Source organism: Pontibacter brevis, from assembly GCF_054779655.1.
In genome coordinates this window covers 179339-197374 of the sequence record NZ_BAAGXV010000025.1, presented here as the reverse complement: position 1 = coordinate 197374, position 18036 = coordinate 179339, and the positions used below count along the sequence as shown (strand labels likewise).

Sequence of the window (18036 nt, the reverse complement as noted above, 5' to 3'; positions counted from 1 at the left end):
CGGTAAGGTTATCTTCATGATTCTTAAGTTCTTTTTACAGGAAATTTTTCATATAAGCTGCTCCTTATAAAAACCTTACAAGTTCCCACGGGTAAAGTTGCAGGCAAATACATTTTTCATTAATTTTTTATATCATCCAATGAAACAATATAAGCTTTATTGGTTTATTAAGATAAAAAAGGAGTCGCAGCATACAGCCACGACTCCTTTTTTATTAGGTACTCAACTCTGTTTTTTAGAAGATATACTTTGTACTCAGGAAGTTAGAATTTCCTTCGTTCACAATCTCGTTGATGAGATGCTTGTTGTTCTCATTCAGTTTTGTAGCCACCAAAGACCGGATGGAGAAAGAACGCAGCGCATCCACTACAGACAAAGTACCTTCGGCACTGTCTTTACGGCCGGTGAAAGGGAACTTATCCGGGCCGCGCTGGCACTGGCAGTTAATGTTCACACGGCTCACCTGATTCACCAACGGATCTATCAAAGCGGCTGTCTCAGTGGCATCGTTGCTGAAGATGCTGACCTGCTGCCCATGCGTCGATTCAATCAGGTACTGGATTGGCTCTTCCAGGTCATCAAATGGTACCACCGGAATAACGGGCCCAAACTGCTCTTCGCGGTAAACTTTCATTTTTTGTGTTACCGGGTAAAGAATGGCAGGATAGACAAAGGATTCAAAAGAAACACCTCCTCCTCTATTCACCACAGCCGCACCATGTGCTTCTGCATCATCTATCAGGTCTTTGAGATAGGCTGGTTTGTTAGGCTCTGGCAGTGGCGTCAGGGCCACCCCTTTCTCCCATGGCATACCTATTATTAACTTACCTACCGCTTCAGTTAATTGCCCCAGGAACTGATCTACCTTAGAACGATGCACAAAAATAATCTTGAGGGCCGTACAACGCTGCCCGTTGAAAGAAAGCGCACCCAGCACCGTCTCAGAAACAGCCAGGTTTACATCCGCATTCTCCGTTACAATAGCGGCATTTTTAGCGTCCAGGCCCAGTATGGCTCGCAGCCTGTTTACCTTTGGGTGAAGTTTCTTTAACTCATCAGCCACTTTGCTGGAGCCAATCAATGTTAGCACATTTATTTGCCCCGACTGCATTAAACCCGGTACAATGGCATTACCGCGTCCGTAAATGGTATTCACAACGCCTTTTGGGAAACACGCTTTAAAGGCCTCCAGCAGCGGGTAGTGCAATAGCGTACCATGCTTTGGTGGCTTAAATAGCAGGGTATTACCCATAATAAGAGCCGGAATCAAAGTGGTAAAAGTCTCGTTCAGCGGGTAATTGAAAGGCCCCATACACAGCACCACGCCCAGCGGGGAACGGCGTATCTGCGCCACAATGCCCTGCTCTATCTCGAAGCGGGAAGAATCCCGATCCAGGTCTTTCAGCGCATCGATGGTGGCATAAATATATTCAACGGTTCTGTCAAACTCTTTTACAGAATCCGCCACAGACTTACCGATCTCCCACATGATGAGCTTCACTACAATGTCTTTCTGCTCAATCATTTTATGTGTAAACTGCTCTACACAGCGGATTCGGTCCTGCACACTCATGGTAGGCCATTGCCCCCGCCCATTGTTATAAGCTGCTACTGCAGCATCCAACGACTCCATTGCCTCCTTTTCTGTGCAAATGGGGTAAGTGCCAATAACTTTGCGTTTATAACCTTCAGGTGTTTTCACAGCCACCGGAGAATAGACTGTATGCACAGCACCCTCCCACTGCTTCATTTCTCCGTTGGATAAATATTCACGCTGATGAATTTCCTGTGTCAGCTTAAATTCTTCCGGAATCTGATTTTCCTCAACAAAAATTGATTTTACCTGGTCTTCAGTTGCATTCTCTGCAAAGTCAGTTACACTCATTGCACATTTATTTGGGTTTCGATATTTTGTAAGACAGCTTCCTGTCTCTGGTCCGCATACTTTTAAACTCTTGTGTTACGAGTTCCCGAGTCACCACCTTAGAGCACATAAGACTGCCAAAGCTTTACAAAACTAGTGCATTATTTTAAAAAAATAAAATAAACAGACAATTTCGCTGAAATATTTATAATGATGCAAGTATAACATCATCATTCTGCTAACGAGTGTTCGTTATGCTATATAGCAAAAAGCAAGAAATGTACGGCACAAAATTGAGGAGAGGTGGAATGATTCTTCTTAAGGCAACAAGTCAGAAAAGCGCTTTAGCTTATGCCAGTGTTTTGCAGCTGATAGGCTTTTGGTGTAAGCCCTACCTGGTTTTTGAAGGCCCGGATAAAGTAGTTGAGGTTCTGGAATCCTGCCATGTAGCAGGCTTGCGTAACTGAATTAAGCGGATCTTGCAGATGCTTTTTTGCCAGCCGAATGCGCTCTTTGAGGATGTAGATGGCTACCTGGAAAATGGCTCCGGCGCTGGCTGCCGGATGCTGCATTGTGATGAAGCCGGCGGAGCAAACACCTACCAGCATCATGGTGCTGATGGAGCTTATCAAAGACATCCTACCTGCCGGTGTACTGAACATAGTAACCGGCTTTGGACCCGAAGCAGGCAAACCACTTGCACAGTCTCCGAGAGTTGCCAAAGTAGCCTTTACAGGCGAAACAACTACAGGTCGCCTGATTATGCAGTATGCTTCTGAGAACCTGGTGCCGGTGACGATGGAGTTAGGAGGCAAGTCCCCTAATATCTTTATGCCTAGTATTGCCGATGCAGACGATGAGTTTTTTGATAAATGCGTGGAAGGCGCTGTCATGTTTGCCCTGAACCAGGGGGAGGTCTGCACCTGCCCTTCGCGAATACTCGTGCACGAAAGCATTTACGATCGCTTTATGGAGCGTGTCATTGCGCGCACGGAAGCCATCAAAGTGGGGCATCCTCTTTCTGAAGATACCATGATTGGTGCCCAGGCATCTAACGACCAGTTTGAGAAGATTCTTTCTTATATGGACATAGGCAAGCAGGAAGGTGCCGAAGTGCTGACAGGTGGCGGTGCAGCCGGCCTCAACAGCGGCCTGGAGAATGGCTATTACATTAAACCCACCATATTCAAAGGCAACAATAAGATGCGGGTGTTCCAGGAAGAAATCTTCGGCCCCGTTACCTCTGTCACCACGTTTAAAACAACAGAGGAAGCCATCGAGCTGGCGAACGATACCTTGTATGGCCTGGGTGCCGGCCTCTGGACCCGTGATGCGCACGAGATCTATCAGATTCTGCGTGCCATACAGGCTGGCCGTGTGTGGGTAAACTGCTACCACGCTTATCCGGCACACGCTCCGTTCGGTGGTTATAAAAAGTCCGGCTTTGGCCGTGAGAACCACAAGATGATGCTGAATTATTACCGCCAGATCAAGAACATGCTCATCTCCTATAACAAGAGCAAATTAGGTTTCTTTTAATCGTTTTGTATAACAGAAGCCCTGCAGCAAAACTGCAGGGCTTTCTTTTTTAGACAGAAAAATAATGGAGATAAAACGCGTAGAGGTTACAGATAAAGCCAAAGAAGTAATAGACCAGTTGCGGGACAGGCACGGCCCGCTGATGTTTCACCAGAGCGGCGGTTGCTGTGATGGTTCAACACCCATGTGCTTTGAAGATGGTGAGTTCCGCGTAGGCGAAAGTGATGTGCTGCTCGGAGAGGTACATGGTTGTCCGTTCTACATTGCCCGTGACCAGTATGAGTACTGGAAACATACGCAACTAACCCTTGATGTGACGCCAGGGCGGGGTTCCAGCTTCTCGCTGGAGATACCTCTGGGCCTGCGTTTCCTGATCAGGTCCAGAATGTTCTCAGAAAAAGAAATGGCTGAACTACAGCCTTTGTAACAAGAGACAATTGAGAAAGTGTAGAATTAAGTACCCCCCTGCATCAAATCCTGCACAAAGCGTGCAGGATTTTTTGTTTTCAGAGGCTTAGTAAATCAAGTTGTATAAAAACTTCATATTCTTCAATTCCCTTTGGTTCGCTTTTGCATAAGCCTGAAAAACAAAGCAGTATGAAGTGATTTTACGTGTTTACCTCCAGTGTTTACCGTTTTATATCTTCAACGTTACAACTTTCGTTTCGTAAAAATTCCAGTTGCTGCTGCCTCTCAAAAACAGCAGCAAAAAGTCTACATATACTTTTCCTTAAGTTGATGAAGAAAGAAGAGATTCACTTGTGGGACTGGCAACGGATCCTGATAGGTGATACGCATTGGGAGTTTATGGGGGAAATATTTGTGCGCACCATCCTCATCTATATTATTCTGCTTCTTGTGCTGCGGCTGCTAGGCAAGCGCATGAGCGCTCAACTAAGCATTACAGAAATGTCTGTCATGATTACGCTTGGTGCCATCGTAGCGGTGCCCATGCAAATACCGAATCGTGGTATGTTGCCAGCCATTGTTGTGCTAATCTGCACACTTCTCTTTCAGCGAGGCCTTAACTGGCTAGCTTTTAAATACCGAAAAATTGAGGAGATAACACAAGGGAACATAAGCCTTCTGGTGTCGGAGGGGTGCCTGGAGCTAGACGAAATGAAGAAAGCCTCTGCTTCACGGGAGCAGGTTTTCGCGGTGCTACGCAAAAGTGATATACAGCACCTGGGCCAGGTAAAACGACTTTACCTGGAAGCCAGCGGCAGATTCAGCCTCTTCAGGAACGTGGATCCAAAGCCTGGCCTTAGTGTGTTGCCAAAGCAGGACGAGGAACTATTGGCGAATCAGCCAAAAGACAATTACCAATATGCCTGCAACAGTTGCGGCAAGACAGAGAAAAAAGAGCACACCCCCAACCATGTTTGCGGGCGCTGCGGCGCTGACAGCTGGTCACGCGCTTTTAATACAATTCCTGCCAACCACAATGAATATACATTGAAGGAAGCAGCTGAATAGAAATTTTATTCAAAACAGCAATACAGTAAGATGAAACCAGAAGACATTGACATAACAGATTATATGCGCATTATTCTGGGGGATGTTCCCTGGAGCTTTCTGATTGAGGTCATTTTCCGGATCGGGTTTATATATATCCTGCTCATGGTGTCGATGCGGATAATGGGGAAACGCATGGCTTCTACGCTCAGCAACAACGAACTGGCCTCCTTGGTGTCGTTAGCTGCAGCGGTGGGAGTACCCATGCTGGCTCCGGAAAGAGGCATGCTGCCTGCCCTGATCATTGCAGTGATAGTGGTGGGAATACAGCGGCTGATTGCCTACTACACCTACAAAAGCAGCAAACTGGAGTTTGTGGTTTTAGGCGATATAAGTGTATTGGTAGAAGACGGCAAAATGCTACTCGATGTGATGAAACTGAACCGAGTGACACCAGACAGGCTTTTCGCAGAATTCAGGAATGCGGGTATAACCAACCTGGGAAAAGTGAGGAGATCTTATTTTGAGGCAACGGGAGAATTTACTAATTATATATACGAGAACCCAAGACCCGGCCTGTGCATCCTGCCAGAATGGGACGAAGGGTTCAGAGCAGAACAACAGGAGCCTCAAGGTATCTACGCCTGCAACACCTGCGGCAATATAATAGAAAAAGAGAAGGATAAAGATTGGCCCTGCAGCAATTGTGGCCAGAAGAAATGGATAAATGCTATCGTGAGCTAAACAATCAGAAGTATTACCAGCCTTACAGGCACAGTTGTTTGCTTCTAAAGCTAAAAGTGGTTTTATACCAATGCTATTTGATTCGTGCATCCTCGATTTTACACATCTGAAGCAGATGCATATCTCTTCTGGATGTAGTTTGAAGATTGACTGCAGAACGATTTAATGGGCAGTATTAAATTGGTAATGGAATCGTAGAAATAGGTTAACAGTCAAGAATAAAAAATGTCCTGCACCAGTAAGTGCAGGACATTTTTTTAATTCCTATGCAGCAAATACTATTTAGCTGCCATGTATATTTCTGTTTGCTGTGGTGCTGACTCCAGCATGGCATATTCTTCATTTCCTCCCCTTATCCAGCTAACTGCCGCAATGGCAAGCGCTGTAACAAGCGCAATAATCAGGGCAGGAAGAAAACCATCTACTTTAAAATTACCCACTAATTTGTCTACCAGTTTTATCATCAAGGCCACTACAAACAAACTTACAATGGCTTCGAGTAAGAAAAAGGTAAAAAGGTTTAGTAAGCCGCTCAGCAGCCATCCGAGCGTTGCATTGAAAATTGCAATCAGAAAGGCCACCCATAGTGCTGTCCAGAAACTTTTGACATGTACGCTGGACATTGCATAAGCCAGAATCAGAATGACGCCAGCCGTTACAAACAAGTTTATTATGAATTCCATAGTGTTATTTTATTGTTTAACTATAGAACCCTATTACGGAACCACTGCTGTTTTTGATGGGAAAAAGTATCAGTCGCGGTATTCAGGCTTCAGTCTGTTCCGGTAATTTGCCTCGAACTTTTTTACTTTAGGCCTTGCCACCGACACAACATAAGGGTCTGTAGGATTGATGCGGTAATAGTCCTGGTGGTACTCCTCTGCTTCCCAGAACTTCTTGAAAGGCTGTATTTTTGTGACGATATCATCCCGATACACGCCTGCTTCGTCTAATTCCCGCACATAGTTTTCTACGATGTTCTTTTCTTCGGGAGTGCGGTAAAAAACCACAGAACGGTACTGCTTGCCGTAATCCGGCCCCTGCCGGTTGAGTGTCGTCGGGTCGTGGGTGGCAAAGAAAACCTCCACCAGTTCCTGGTAAGAAATTTGTTCCGGATCGTAGTACACCTGTACTGCCTCCGCATATTCTGTCTCGCCTGCACTTACTTCACTGTAAGTAGGATTTGCTTTTTTGCCACCGGAATAACCAGAAATAACAGCGTTAACCCCCTGCAGGCGTTCAAAATAAGCTTCCGTGCACCAGAAACAGCCGCCGGCAAAAGTAGCTTTTGCCAAGCCTGCGGTGTCTTCCGGCACCAGCGCCTGGTGGGTTTCACTTGCAAAGCTGCTGGCGTAGCGATCGGTGCTGCCTTCAGTACAAGAGGTAAAAATAAAAATGAGGGGTAAGAGGAAGTGAAGTTTGTATACAGTCATAGGGAAAGGCTAGGGTTCAACATTCTTATTTACGACAACACGGTTTCGGCAGATTTAGTTTGTACAGGTGTTCTGGCTACCTATCTTTGGCTGTAAAGATACATCAACTCAAACATGCAACTGCTGTATAACAACCACCTGTTACACGAAAATGATGTAAGGCTGCCGCTTTCCAACAGGGCGTTTCAGTACAATGATGGTTTCTTCGAGACTATCATCATCCGGCAGGGCCGCTTGTGCTTTTGGGAAGATCATGTGCAGCGTATGCAGGAAGCAGCCGCTGCACTACAGCTAGTGCTTCCATCCTTTTTCTCTTCACCTGCCTTCTATGAAAGACTTCTGGAACTGGCAACACTACAGCAGGCGCGGGCGTATGGCCGGCTAAAACTAAAAGTGTGGAGAGCCGGCGCAGGTATTTATACACCCGAAACAAACCAGGCGGACTGGCTGGCAACTGTACAACCGGCCGCACCACTGCCTGAATTGCCCCTGCAGGTAGGCTTGTGCCGGCAGGTACGAACGCAATACTCTCCTCTCTCCCATTTCAAAGGCCCGCATGCGCCTTTATACGTTCTGGCAGCAATAGAGAAAGACAAGCGGAATTTAAATGACATGCTGCTGCTCGACCTTCAAAACAATGTGTCAGAGTTTACTTCCGCCAATTTGTTCTGGGTAAAAGATAATGCGCTCTTCACTCCTGCCCTGGAAACCGGCTGCATTAACGGCGTGTTACGGCGCAACATCCTGCGGTGGTGCCGGCAGCACCACATAAAACTAACAGAAGCATTAGCCGACATCGAACAAGTTTATCATGCAGAAGCTGTTTTTGCTGCTAATGTAACCGGCATCCGGAAAATTGCCAGCATAGAAGATGTTTCCCTGCCCACGCAACACCCTCTTTTAAATAAACTAAGCCAGGCTTTACTAGCGTAAAGTTCCTTCTAATTCTTTCCTTTTGTATCCCTGAATTAAAAAAATACCTGCCAGTCCCATTCAAACAAAATTATTTTTCCGGTTCGCAAAATATTTTTTCATCCCTCCCAAGCATCCCTCCTTCAATAACTAATTCATTATGAATGCCTTAGTTTTAGCTTATACTCTCTATGTAAGTTCCATTTTAGATTAATTTTTATATTCCTTGAATAAATGTAAATAAAGACTTAAAGTTGCAACAAACTTTATTCAACCTGGGGCGTATTAAGCTCACAGGCTATATAACACAACATGAATATTAATCTGCTGTTTCTTTGAATTCAGCGCGGGGAATTTTAATACCGTTGTTTTAGTAACCTTCCTATTCCATCCATACCAGCTGGATCTGTCACCTGCTTAAGGTGATGGCCATGCCTCTTCGCTAAAGGTAGCTTCTAGCTACGCTGTAGTACTCCTATCTAAACACATAACCAATACTGCCTCAGTTTTTATTTTTCATTTTAATACCTATTCGTATGAGGAAATTTTACGTGTTTGCCTCCCTTTTCTGGGGTGGTCTTGTATTTAGCAACGAAGGATTTGCGCAGCAGGAGCGTGTGAAGGAAAGGCTGGAAGATGCCTCTGGGGCTCCTACCTTCATCAAATTCAATCCTAATGGCAGAGAGACTCATCGGGCAGAACAGGCCAGTAAGGTACTGAGTACCTACCTCGACCTGCAGGCTGAAGAGGAAATGAAGCCTGTAAGGCGGGAAACTGACAAAGAAGGTTTTCTGCACCAGCATTTCGAACAGTACTATAAAGGAGTACGGGTGGAGTATGGCAGCTATAACGTGCACAGTAAGAACGGCGTGGTGCAGTCGATCAATGGGGAACTTAAAAAAGTTGAAAAGCTGAACACGAATCCTGCCTTAGCAGAAAAAGCAGCTTTGCAGAAAGCCTTGGCCTTTGTAGGAGCACGTGAGTACATGTGGCAGGACCCGGGACAGGAAGCCTGGATAAAAAAAATGGAGAACAACCCAAAGGCCACTTTCCACCCTAAAGGCGAACTTGTTATCGTCAATAATTACCTCACTACCTCAAAAGAAGAACGTGAGCAGCCGGTGCTGGCCTGGAAGTTTAACATCTATGCCCAGGAGCCACTGAGCCGCGACTACATTTACGTGGATGCGCAGACGGGCGAAGTCGTGCACAAAGATGCCATCATCAAACATGCGGCAACAGCCGCATCGGCAGCTACCCGTTACAGCGGCACACAAACCATTACCACAGACAGCAACAGCGGCAGCTACCGTCTTCGCGACTATTCAAGAGGCAATGGTATTGAGACCTATAACTGCAAAACCAGCACCAGCTACAATACGGCAACCGATTTTACGGATGCAAACAACAACTGGACAGACAGTGAGTACAACAACACCGCCAAAGACAATGCAGCCCTCGATGCACACTGGGCCGCGCAGAAAACATACGACTACTTTAAAAGCCGCCACAACCGCAACAGCTACGACAATGCCGGAGCCAAGATAAAAAGCTACGTGCATTATGATAAGAGCTATGAAAATGCTTTCTGGAATGGCTCTGTGATGACGTACGGCGACGGTGCGACACGCTTTGATGCCCTGACCAGCCTGGACGTAGGTGCGCACGAAATTGGCCATGCCGTTTGCTCCAGCACAGCCAACCTGGTATACAGCAACGAATCCGGTGCCCTGAATGAAGGCTTGTCAGATATCTGGGCTGCAGCGGTAGAGCAATATGCTGCTCCCACTAAAGCTATCTGGTTGATCGGTGAAGACATTGACAAGCAGCGTCCTGCGCTGCGCTCTATGAGCGACCCTAATTCAGAAGGCCAGCCCGATACATACAAAGGCACCCACTGGTACAGCGGTACCGGCGATAACGGCGGGGTGCACACTAACAGCGGAGTGCTTAACCACTGGTTTTACCTGCTGACAGTAGGTAAATCTGGCACAAACGATCATGGCTCCAGCTACAGCGTTTCCGGCATAGGCATGACGGATGCAGCGAGGATAGTGTACCGCATGGAAACAGTTTACCTCACGTCAAACTCCGGCTACACTGATGCGCGTACTTATGCTATACAGTCAGCAGCCGACCTTTTCGGTGAAGGCTCTAACCAGGTGATTCAGACCACGAATGCCTGGCATGCCGTTGGTGTGGGTGGTAAGTACGGTGAAATTGCCTACTGCGCCTCTAAAGGAAACAGCACATCTGATGAATGGATAGCTGGTGTAAAAATAGGTAGCTTCAGTAATACCTCCTCTGCTGCCGGTTACTCCGACTTTACCGGTACAACAATCAGCCTGGCTGCAGGCGGCACTTATGCCCTTACCCTTACCCCTGGTTATTCTGCAAGAGCTTATAATGAGTACTGGAAAATCTGGATAGACTATAACAAAGACGGAGATTTTGATGATGCCGGAGAACTAGCATTCGACGCAGGCAAACTGTACAACACTGCAGTATCCGGAAACCTGGTCATTGCTTCGGCAGCATCCGGAACAACCCGTATGCGTGTATCTATGAAATATAACGGCGCTCAAACAGCCTGCGAGACCTTCAGCTACGGCGAAGTAGAGGATTACACTGTCAGCTTTACAGCACCTGTATCCTGTGCAGTTCCAGGCAGTCTGTCAGCTGCAAATATAAGCGCTACGTCTGCCACCTTATCCTGGGGAGCGGTTTCAGGAGCAGGCAGCTACAACGTACGCTTCAGGGCTACAGGCACCTCTACCTGGACAACTGGAAGCACCAAAGGAACTTCTACCAGTGCAAGCGGCCTTACAGCCAACACGAAATATGAATTCCAGGTCAGCACCGTTTGCTCCGGAAGCAGTTCCGCATATTCTGCATCAGCGACATTTACTACCACAGCGGCCACTGTTACATACTGTGCCTCTAAAGGAAGCAACGCCAGCTACGAGTGGATAGACTTAGTTGAGTTTGGAGGTTTCAAAAATGCTACTGGCAACGATGGGGGCTACAAAGATTTTACCAGCCTTACCGCCAGTGTACCCCGCGGCGCCAGCAGCACTATCTACATCAGCGCAGGCTTTTCTGGCACCGCCTACACCGAGTATTGGAAAGTGTGGGTAGACTTCAACCAGGATGGTGACTTTGAGGATTCCGGTGAACTGGTGGTAAGCGGCTCTTCCTCCAGCAGTGGAACCTTAAGTGCTGCGGTTAATGTGCCTTCCACCGCTTTATTAGGCAAAACCCGCATGCGGGTTTCGATGAAGTATAACGCAGCGCAAACAGCCTGCGAGACCTTCAGCTACGGCGAAGTGGAGGACTACAGCGTGAATATTACAAACACTTTGCTAAGCGCTGTTTCTTCCCAGAGCATAGAGGCAAATACTTTAGGAAACGAAGTAGCACAGGATGTAATCGTGTATCCTAACCCTGCCAGCAGCTACATCCGGGTATCAACACCTGCGAAAGAGGCCAGTATGAGAGTGCTTAATATGACAGGTGCAGCCTTGCTGCACGCGGAGTTAAAGGAAGGCAGAAACCAATTGGATATCTCCACCCTGCCGGCTGGAATATACATGCTGGAAGTATACGATGGGCAGAAGCTACACCACCAGCGCATTGTGAAGCGGTAAATTATTCCTGATTACTTTAAAGCCCCCTGACCAGCGCTGCCGGCCAGGGGGCTTCTTTTTTTATGCAGCACGGGCATGGGTAATTAAATGAAAGCATACGGGGCCTTCTGAAATCATGAAACCTGTGGGGCGCTGCTTAAGAGGCCGTTTATACATCTAAAAAAATTGAAAATGCTACTTTGTTCATCTGCTTTCCTGCTGTTACAATTATTATTTTCGGAAAGATATCAGGCGGATACAGTTCCCTGTTTTTTTCATTTAAACAGAAGAAGCCTACATATCAGAAATCGTTTCTAAATTTGCACCGATCTATATTTGAAAAATAGCTGGCATACTAAAACTACCGCATGTTCTGGTATGCCTTTTACATACACAGCATGATAATTTGCATCATCGGATTGGGCCTCTTAGGTGGCTCGTTTGCCTTAGGCCTGAAAGCCAGGAAACTTCCTGTTACTGTATTGGGTGTTGACAACAACCCCCGGCATGCCAGCCAGGCCCTGGAGCGTGGAATTGCAGATGAAGTATTACCCTTAGAAGATGCTGTCGCTAAAGCAGACCTGGTAGTGTTAGCTACCCCGGTCAACGTTATCCTGCAGCAGCTACCTTCTGTACTGGACTTACTGCCTGAAGGCGCCACTCTCATAGATTTTGGATCTACGAAACAACAGCTTTGCGATGCAGTGGCAAATCATCCTAAACGTGAGCAGTTCGTTGCCACACACCCGATTGCCGGTACAGAGTACTCTGGTCCGGAAGCTGCCTTTGCGGCATTACTGGAAGGTAAAACCATGATTATCTGTGAAAAAGAAAACTCACACCCTGCCTCCCTGGCCATGGTGGAAAAGCTATGCGACTCCCTCACCATGCCTTTGCGTTATATGCCGGCCGCTGAACATGACCTTCACTTTGCTTATGTCTCACACTTAAGCCATATCAGCTCCTTTGCACTTGGTTTAACGGTGCTGGACAAAGAAAAAAACGAGAAAAACATTTTTGATATGGCAGGCAGTGGCTTCTCCTCTACCGTGCGTCTAGCCAAAAGCTCTCCCCAGATGTGGGCTCCTATCTTCAGCCAGAACAGGGAAAACGTTTCAGAGGCACTTGCCGGGTATATCACGAAACTGCAGCAATTTAAAGATGCCATTGATGCCCGGGACGAAGAGCAGACAAAAGCCATGATGGAAAAGGCCAACGACATCAGAAGAATTCTGGGCTAACTCCTGCTGCCCTCTTCCCTTTCAAACACTTCACTTGCTGTTGCTGGTATCAATCTGGGTGTTTTGCCGTATCTTTGTAGCTACAAACATTTACGACATATAAAACAGATACTATGGAATCATTAGCAGGAAAAGTTGCTCTCGTAACAGGCGCAGGCAAAGGCATAGGCCGGGCTATAGCTGTGGCTCTGGCTAAAGAGGGTGTCCACGTAGGCTTACTTGCCCGCACCGAAAGCCAGTTGAAAGAAGTAGCCGACGAAGTGACCGCTGCAGGCGTAAAGGCGTCTGTTGGAACGGCCGATGTAGCAGACATCACGGCTGTTAACGAAGCTGTTGCGAAGGTTAAGCAGGAATTAGGACCTATAGACATTCTGATAAACAATGCTGGCACCGGTACCTTCGGCAAATTCCTGGAATTGGAGCCTGCTGAGTGGGAGAAAATCGTTCAGGTGAACCTGATGGGCGTTTACTATACTACCCGTGCTGTTTTACCGGATATGATAGAGCGCTCCACAGGCGACATCATTAATATTTCGTCTACGGCAGGGCAGCGTGGCGCAGCCGTAACAAGCGCTTACAGTGCCTCAAAATTTGCCGTGATGGGTCTCTCTGAATCCCTGATGCAGGAAGTGCGCAAACATAACATCCGCGTGAGCGCCCTTACACCGAGCACGGTGGTAACGGAGCTGGCAAACAGCAATAACCTGATTACAGGAGACCCGGAACGTGTGATGCACCCGGAAGATCTGGCTGAGTTCATTATCGGCCAATTAAAGCTGAACCGCCGCGTATTTATTAAAGAAGCGGGCTTATGGTCGACTAACCCCTAAACTTCAGACCAGTCTTAAATTTGCTTACATGAAGCCGCTCCCGGTTAGGGGGCGGCTTTATTGTTTGTGGAGGCGATGTTGTGAATGTTGTATATTATCAAGGTTCAAAACAAAATAGCCCTGCATTTGATATCCCACAGACAAAGCTATTATAGCTATATACAGCTTATAAGGTGCTTGTTTTATTAACCAACTATACCTAAACCCTTACGTATTTATAACTAGGTATTTTTAACAAATCAAATAACAGAGCAGGGAAACAACATACACCTTCTTTGTCTGTGGAAACAAACTTAACAATTAAAGAAAGAGACTATGTCACATACAGTAGTAGGGGTGTTCGACACCTCACAGGAAGCACAAACGGCGCTGCAGCAATTGGTCAGCAGTGGCTTTAACAGGGAAAGTATTGATATTGCCCCACACATCAATTCCGACGCAAACAGAGGCGACACCCATGAGAACAATGACAGCATCGGGAATTTTTTCCGGAACCTGTTTGGCAGCGATGATGATCGGTCGGACCGCTATTCCAGTTACGCCCGCACAGGCGCTATCGTGACAGTACATGCCCAATCGGCACAGGATGCGGAACGGGCCGCTGACATTCTGGATGAATACGGTGCCGTCAACCTTGACGAGCGAACCACAGGGCATGCAGGAACATCCACTGCTACACCGGGCACTGCAGATACTACCCGAAAAGACACAACTACTACCGGCACCTCTATCCCGGTGATAGAAGAGGAAATGCAGGTAGGAAAACGTACTGTAGAAACAGGTGGTGTACGCGTGCGCAGCCGCATTATTGAGCGGCCTGTTGAAGAGCACCTGCGCCTGCGCGAAGAACATGTTCAGGTAGAGCGGAACCCTGTAAACCGTGCAGCCACGCCAGGTGACATCAACGCTTTTAAAGAGGGTAACATCGAAATAACAGAGCATGCAGAAGTGCCTATGGTAGACAAAGAAGCCCGCGTGGTAGAAGAAGTAAGAGTAGGCAAAGATGTAAATGAACATGTGGAGGATATCCATGGTACCGTGCGCAAAACCGATGTGGAAATAGAGAACCTCAGTGAAGAAGAATTAAGACGCCGCAGAACGGGTAGCGACACTGACCGCCCCAGCAATGTGTAGCAACTTTATAAGCTAAAACAAAAAGGCGGAGGCTCTTCTGGAGTCTCCGCCTTTTTGTTTTAGAAAAAGCTGTTTCTGGTAAATATCAGGAGATAGCACCTCCCCTTTCTATTTACGGTCGCTGTGGCCTAACGGCCGGTCCGGCGCAATCCGATCCCGCACCAGTTGTTTTAACTCTTTTGACTCGGGAAACCGCCCTTCTGCCTTGCGGGAATAAATTACCTCGCCCTCCAGGCGCACATCAAACACGCCTCCTGTTCCCGGCACCAGTGCCACCTCTCCTAACTCAGTTTCAAAAGTAGTTAGAAGCTCCTGCGCCATCCAGGCAGCACGCATCAGCCAGCGGCATTGGGTACAGTAATTAATTTCAACTCGTGGACTCGCCATCTTTATCTTCCTTTTAAGCGCTGCTAAAATATGTTAAGCAGCCTGTACCTTATTTATTCTCAATTGTAGTAACTCTGCCGCCTCTGCCAGGGGGATCAAAAACCCTAAGCTTAATCGTTCCTTTTTCGATTATGGGCCCGGAATAAGCTTTACTGCTTGCAGTTGGCTCTGCTCCATTGATGGTGTACCGCACCTGCAGGCCCGGCAACTGCACATTGGCGACTACCTTGCCATTTTCTACTTTCGCTCCGGCAGTCGGGATACGGTAATTAAAGCCTCCGGCGTAGTAATTCAGGCGTGGCAGCTCCCGTTTACCCAGCACATTCACAAACTCTGACCAGGCCTGATTATATGCCGTCTCGCTTTTACCAGCATTGGCTTCTGTTGCCCAAGATGGATCAGGTGCCCAGGCTCTTTCCGCCAGGCCAAGCAGCTTTGGCAGCAACATGTACTCCAGCCGCTCCGGTGTCCGGATGGTTTCGCTCCATAACGGGGCCTGCAAGCCCACAATGTTCTTTTTACCTGCCTCGGTCAGGCGCTCTTTATTGGCGAAAGCAGACGGGTTGATGGGCTTGTTATCTGTATCCACTTTCATGTTTTTCATGTAATCGAAGGGGATAAAATAAAACGGCTTGTCTACATCCAGGAAGCCGCCCCAGTTCAAGCCCGGCTCTTCGTAAGCTTTCTGGTAAGCGAGATCGAGGTAAAGGTTGGTTACGTTTGTTAAAACAACTTTATAACCTGCATTTGCAAGGCGATACGCCAGGTCAATGTTGCTTCCCAGGTTGTTCCATACATCCACATGGAAGTTTTCATTAGCAAAGTCAGGGTTGGCAATGTACGTGGTTTTGCCATTCTGCTTTACCTTTCTCATACCGATTTCCTCCCAACCTGACAGGTACAGGTTTCGCTTCTTCAGCATGTCGTTGATGTTGCCGAAGAAGTAATACCAAAGGTCATCTTTGTTTTTTAATTTGTTGTTGCTGGCCATTACCTTTTGCACGGCCGGCGATTTCTCCCACACCCCAGGTGGCACCTCATCTCCTCCATAGTGAATGGTTTCTATGGGCGCGCCTGCTTCTTTATACATCGCCAGAATCTCGTCAGTCACTTTCTCAAGGAAGGCATAGGTAGAGGGCAGGGCAACGTCCATCACGTTGTCGTTCCAGTTCTGCACTGAACGGTAAACTGACTTGTCATTCAGGTCGCGGAGTAAGTACTTTTCAGCTTCCGCCTTTTTTCCCTCCTTCATCAGCCGGGCATAGCGGGCATCCATGGCTTTGATGGCAGCACGGGCATGTCCCGGTGTTTCAATTTCCGGTATAACTTTTATATGGCGATCGCTGGCATAGCGGAGGATGTCTATATAATCAGCTTTAGAATAGTAACCGCTGCCGCTGGAGGCATCTACATCAGGGCCTGACCCTAGAGAAGGCTGCAGGTTTTTACTGTCGTCCAGGGTATGGCCGCGTCTGCTGCCTATTTCCGTCAGTTCCGGCAAAGCAGGTATTTCCAGGCGCCAGCCTTCATCATCATTCAGGTGAAAGTGCAGCACATTCAGCTTGTAAAGTGCCATCAGGTCCAGCACCTTCAGCACTTCTTCCTTTTTCTGGAAGTTTCGGGCTACATCCATCATAAATGCGCGATGCCCGAAGCGTGGTTCATCTTTCACATGAACACCTGTCAGCGACACAGAGCTTTGTTTTGAAGCCAAGGCTGAGGGGGGCATCAGCGTTTTCAGCGACTGCGTGCCATAGAAGATACCAGCTGGAGTTGAGGCGGTGATAATTACTTCCTGTGGCGATACCTGAAGCTCATACGCTTCTTCTCCCATCCCGTTTTTCCTTTGCAACCGGATGGCTTTGCCTGTGCCTGAAGTCTTTACAACCGGCTTCTGTCCAAATACAGTGGAGAGGTAGTCAGCAAGTAGCGTCGCCTCGCGGGTAAAGGCATTGTCGGCAATAACAGGCACGGCAGAGGTCAGCGTAAACGCCTGGCCCGTCTCGCTGTACTGTGCAGGCGTAGGAAAGATTTTTGTTAGCTTTTCAGCCGGAATGTCTTTGATAACTTTATTCTGCTCATAAATCTCGCTGGGTTGTATCCAGCCGATTTTATTTTCCGCAGGCTTTTTATTTACTGCTTCTCCAATGGCATATCCCTTTGCAGTATTGTCATTCCAGACAAGGTAAAATCCCTCCGGTGCTCTTGACTCATTCACCATTTGCCCGGCAGAAACCAGTTCGATGCGGGCAGAAGCTCCGGCAGCAAGGCCGCTGAAGCCGGAGGTCGGCACCATGCGGAGCAGATCCCCGTTAACGTGCTCTATTTTAACAGGAGCACTTTTCTCTCTTGTTTTGAAAGAGGGCGAAGCATGAAAATAAAGACTCCATCCTGTTGCCGGCAATGGTTTCTGGCCTGTGTTCTTAAGGGTGATGGCTGAGAGTGTTTGGTTCTTGTTTTGGTAACCCTCCTCCACTACCTCCCATACCAGGTTGATTTCTTTTGGGTTTACTCTGTTGGCACCTGTCTGTGCCAGCAATGAGCAGCACACAAAAAGCATGCAGCATGCTGTTACTAAAAATTTTCTTGTCATACGAATGCAAAAAGGTTATAGGGTGTGACTAATGCGCCAGCAGCACTGGCCATGGTAAGTTACGTTCATAGATAAAAGGAGGAGGTATCTGCTGGCACTAATCAGCTTCTATACTTTTTGCTAACACCCACAGGCACCTTTACATCTACCTAAATATATAAAAAATTAGGTGATATGAAAAGCGTGCCGTTTACACTGCTTTCATAGAAGCATCTTGCCGCAGCCTTATATAATAATGCCACCTTCGCGAGCTGTTTCACAGTTTATCAGACATATAA

At 47.4% G+C, this 18036-nt stretch carries 14 protein-coding genes and 1 pseudogene; 9 read left to right on the top strand and 6 right to left on the bottom strand.

Annotation, left to right across the window (positions count from 1 at the left end):
* Positions 1–235: 235 nt before the first annotated feature.
* The gene (locus ACYVB1_RS07450; RefSeq protein ID WP_460922269.1) at positions 236–1885 is read right to left on the bottom strand and encodes an NADP-dependent glyceraldehyde-3-phosphate dehydrogenase; all 1650 of its coding nucleotides are present in this window, start codon (positions 1883–1885) and stop codon (positions 236–238) included.
* Positions 1886–2208: 323 nt separating this feature from the next.
* The gene (locus ACYVB1_RS07445) at positions 2209–2436 is read right to left on the bottom strand and encodes a helix-turn-helix domain-containing protein (RefSeq protein ID WP_460922267.1); all 228 of its coding nucleotides are present in this window, start codon (positions 2434–2436) and stop codon (positions 2209–2211) included.
* On the opposite strand from ACYVB1_RS07445, the pseudogene ACYVB1_RS07440 reads away from it, so the two are divergent.
* From ACYVB1_RS07440 to ACYVB1_RS07425, 4 genes and pseudogenes are all read left to right on the top strand, one after another.
* Positions 2390–3403, top strand: a pseudogene (locus ACYVB1_RS07440) (aldehyde dehydrogenase family protein); the annotation flags it as partial. The gene ACYVB1_RS07445 and the pseudogene ACYVB1_RS07440 sit on opposite strands and share 47 nt — an antisense overlap.
* Before the next feature lie 64 nt (positions 3404–3467).
* Positions 3468–3830, top strand: a complete 363-nt coding sequence (locus tag ACYVB1_RS07435) for a DUF779 domain-containing protein (RefSeq protein ID WP_460922265.1) — start codon at positions 3468–3470, stop codon at positions 3828–3830.
* Positions 3831–4141: 311 nt separating this feature from the next.
* A complete protein-coding gene (locus ACYVB1_RS07430) occupies positions 4142–4879 on the top strand; it encodes a DUF421 domain-containing protein (protein WP_460922263.1) in 738 nt (245 codons plus the stop codon).
* Positions 4880–4909: 30 nt separating this feature from the next.
* Positions 4910–5602, top strand: a complete 693-nt coding sequence (locus ACYVB1_RS07425) for a YetF domain-containing protein (RefSeq protein WP_460922261.1) — start codon at positions 4910–4912, stop codon at positions 5600–5602.
* Positions 5603–5880: 278 nt separating this feature from the next.
* Here ACYVB1_RS07425 and ACYVB1_RS07420 read toward each other — a convergent pair whose 3' ends face one another.
* Positions 5881–6285, bottom strand: a complete 405-nt coding sequence (locus ACYVB1_RS07420) for a phage holin family protein (RefSeq protein WP_460922259.1) — start codon at positions 6283–6285, stop codon at positions 5881–5883.
* Between the two features lie 69 nt (positions 6286–6354).
* On the bottom strand, positions 6355–7035 hold the full coding sequence (msrA, locus tag ACYVB1_RS07415) for a peptide-methionine (S)-S-oxide reductase MsrA (protein ID WP_460922257.1): 681 nt from the start codon (positions 7033–7035) through the stop codon (positions 6355–6357).
* 114 nt (positions 7036–7149) lie between these two features.
* On the opposite strand from msrA, the gene ACYVB1_RS07410 reads away from it, so the two are divergent.
* From ACYVB1_RS07410 to ACYVB1_RS07390, 5 genes are all read left to right on the top strand, one after another.
* Positions 7150–7968 (top strand): aminotransferase class IV, encoded by an 819-nt coding sequence (locus tag ACYVB1_RS07410; RefSeq protein WP_460922255.1) that lies wholly within the window; start codon positions 7150–7152, stop codon positions 7966–7968.
* Between the two features lie 515 nt (positions 7969–8483).
* Positions 8484–11594: a M4 family metallopeptidase gene (locus ACYVB1_RS07405; RefSeq protein WP_460922253.1), complete on the top strand. Its 3111-nt coding sequence runs from the start codon at positions 8484–8486 to the stop codon at positions 11592–11594.
* Between the two features lie 377 nt (positions 11595–11971).
* Positions 11972–12814: a prephenate dehydrogenase gene (locus ACYVB1_RS07400; RefSeq protein ID WP_460922251.1), complete on the top strand. Its 843-nt coding sequence runs from the start codon at positions 11972–11974 to the stop codon at positions 12812–12814.
* A gap of 113 nt (positions 12815–12927) precedes the next feature.
* Positions 12928–13644, top strand: a complete 717-nt coding sequence (locus tag ACYVB1_RS07395; protein WP_460922249.1) for a 3-ketoacyl-ACP reductase — start codon at positions 12928–12930, stop codon at positions 13642–13644.
* A 315-nt stretch (positions 13645–13959) separates the two neighbouring features.
* On the top strand, positions 13960–14778 hold the full coding sequence (locus ACYVB1_RS07390) for a DUF2382 domain-containing protein (protein WP_460922247.1): 819 nt from the start codon (positions 13960–13962) through the stop codon (positions 14776–14778).
* Positions 14779–14886: 108 nt separating this feature from the next.
* Here the strand turns inward: ACYVB1_RS07390 and ACYVB1_RS07385 are convergent, their stop codons facing one another.
* Positions 14887–15165, bottom strand: coding sequence for an Rdx family protein (locus tag ACYVB1_RS07385; protein WP_460922245.1), 279 nt, complete (start codon positions 15163–15165; stop codon positions 14887–14889).
* 49 nt (positions 15166–15214) lie between these two features.
* Complete coding sequence (locus ACYVB1_RS07380; RefSeq protein WP_460922243.1) at positions 15215–17758, bottom strand: family 20 glycosylhydrolase; 2544 nt, start codon at positions 17756–17758, stop codon at positions 15215–15217.
* Positions 17759–18036: the final 278 nt, after the last annotated feature.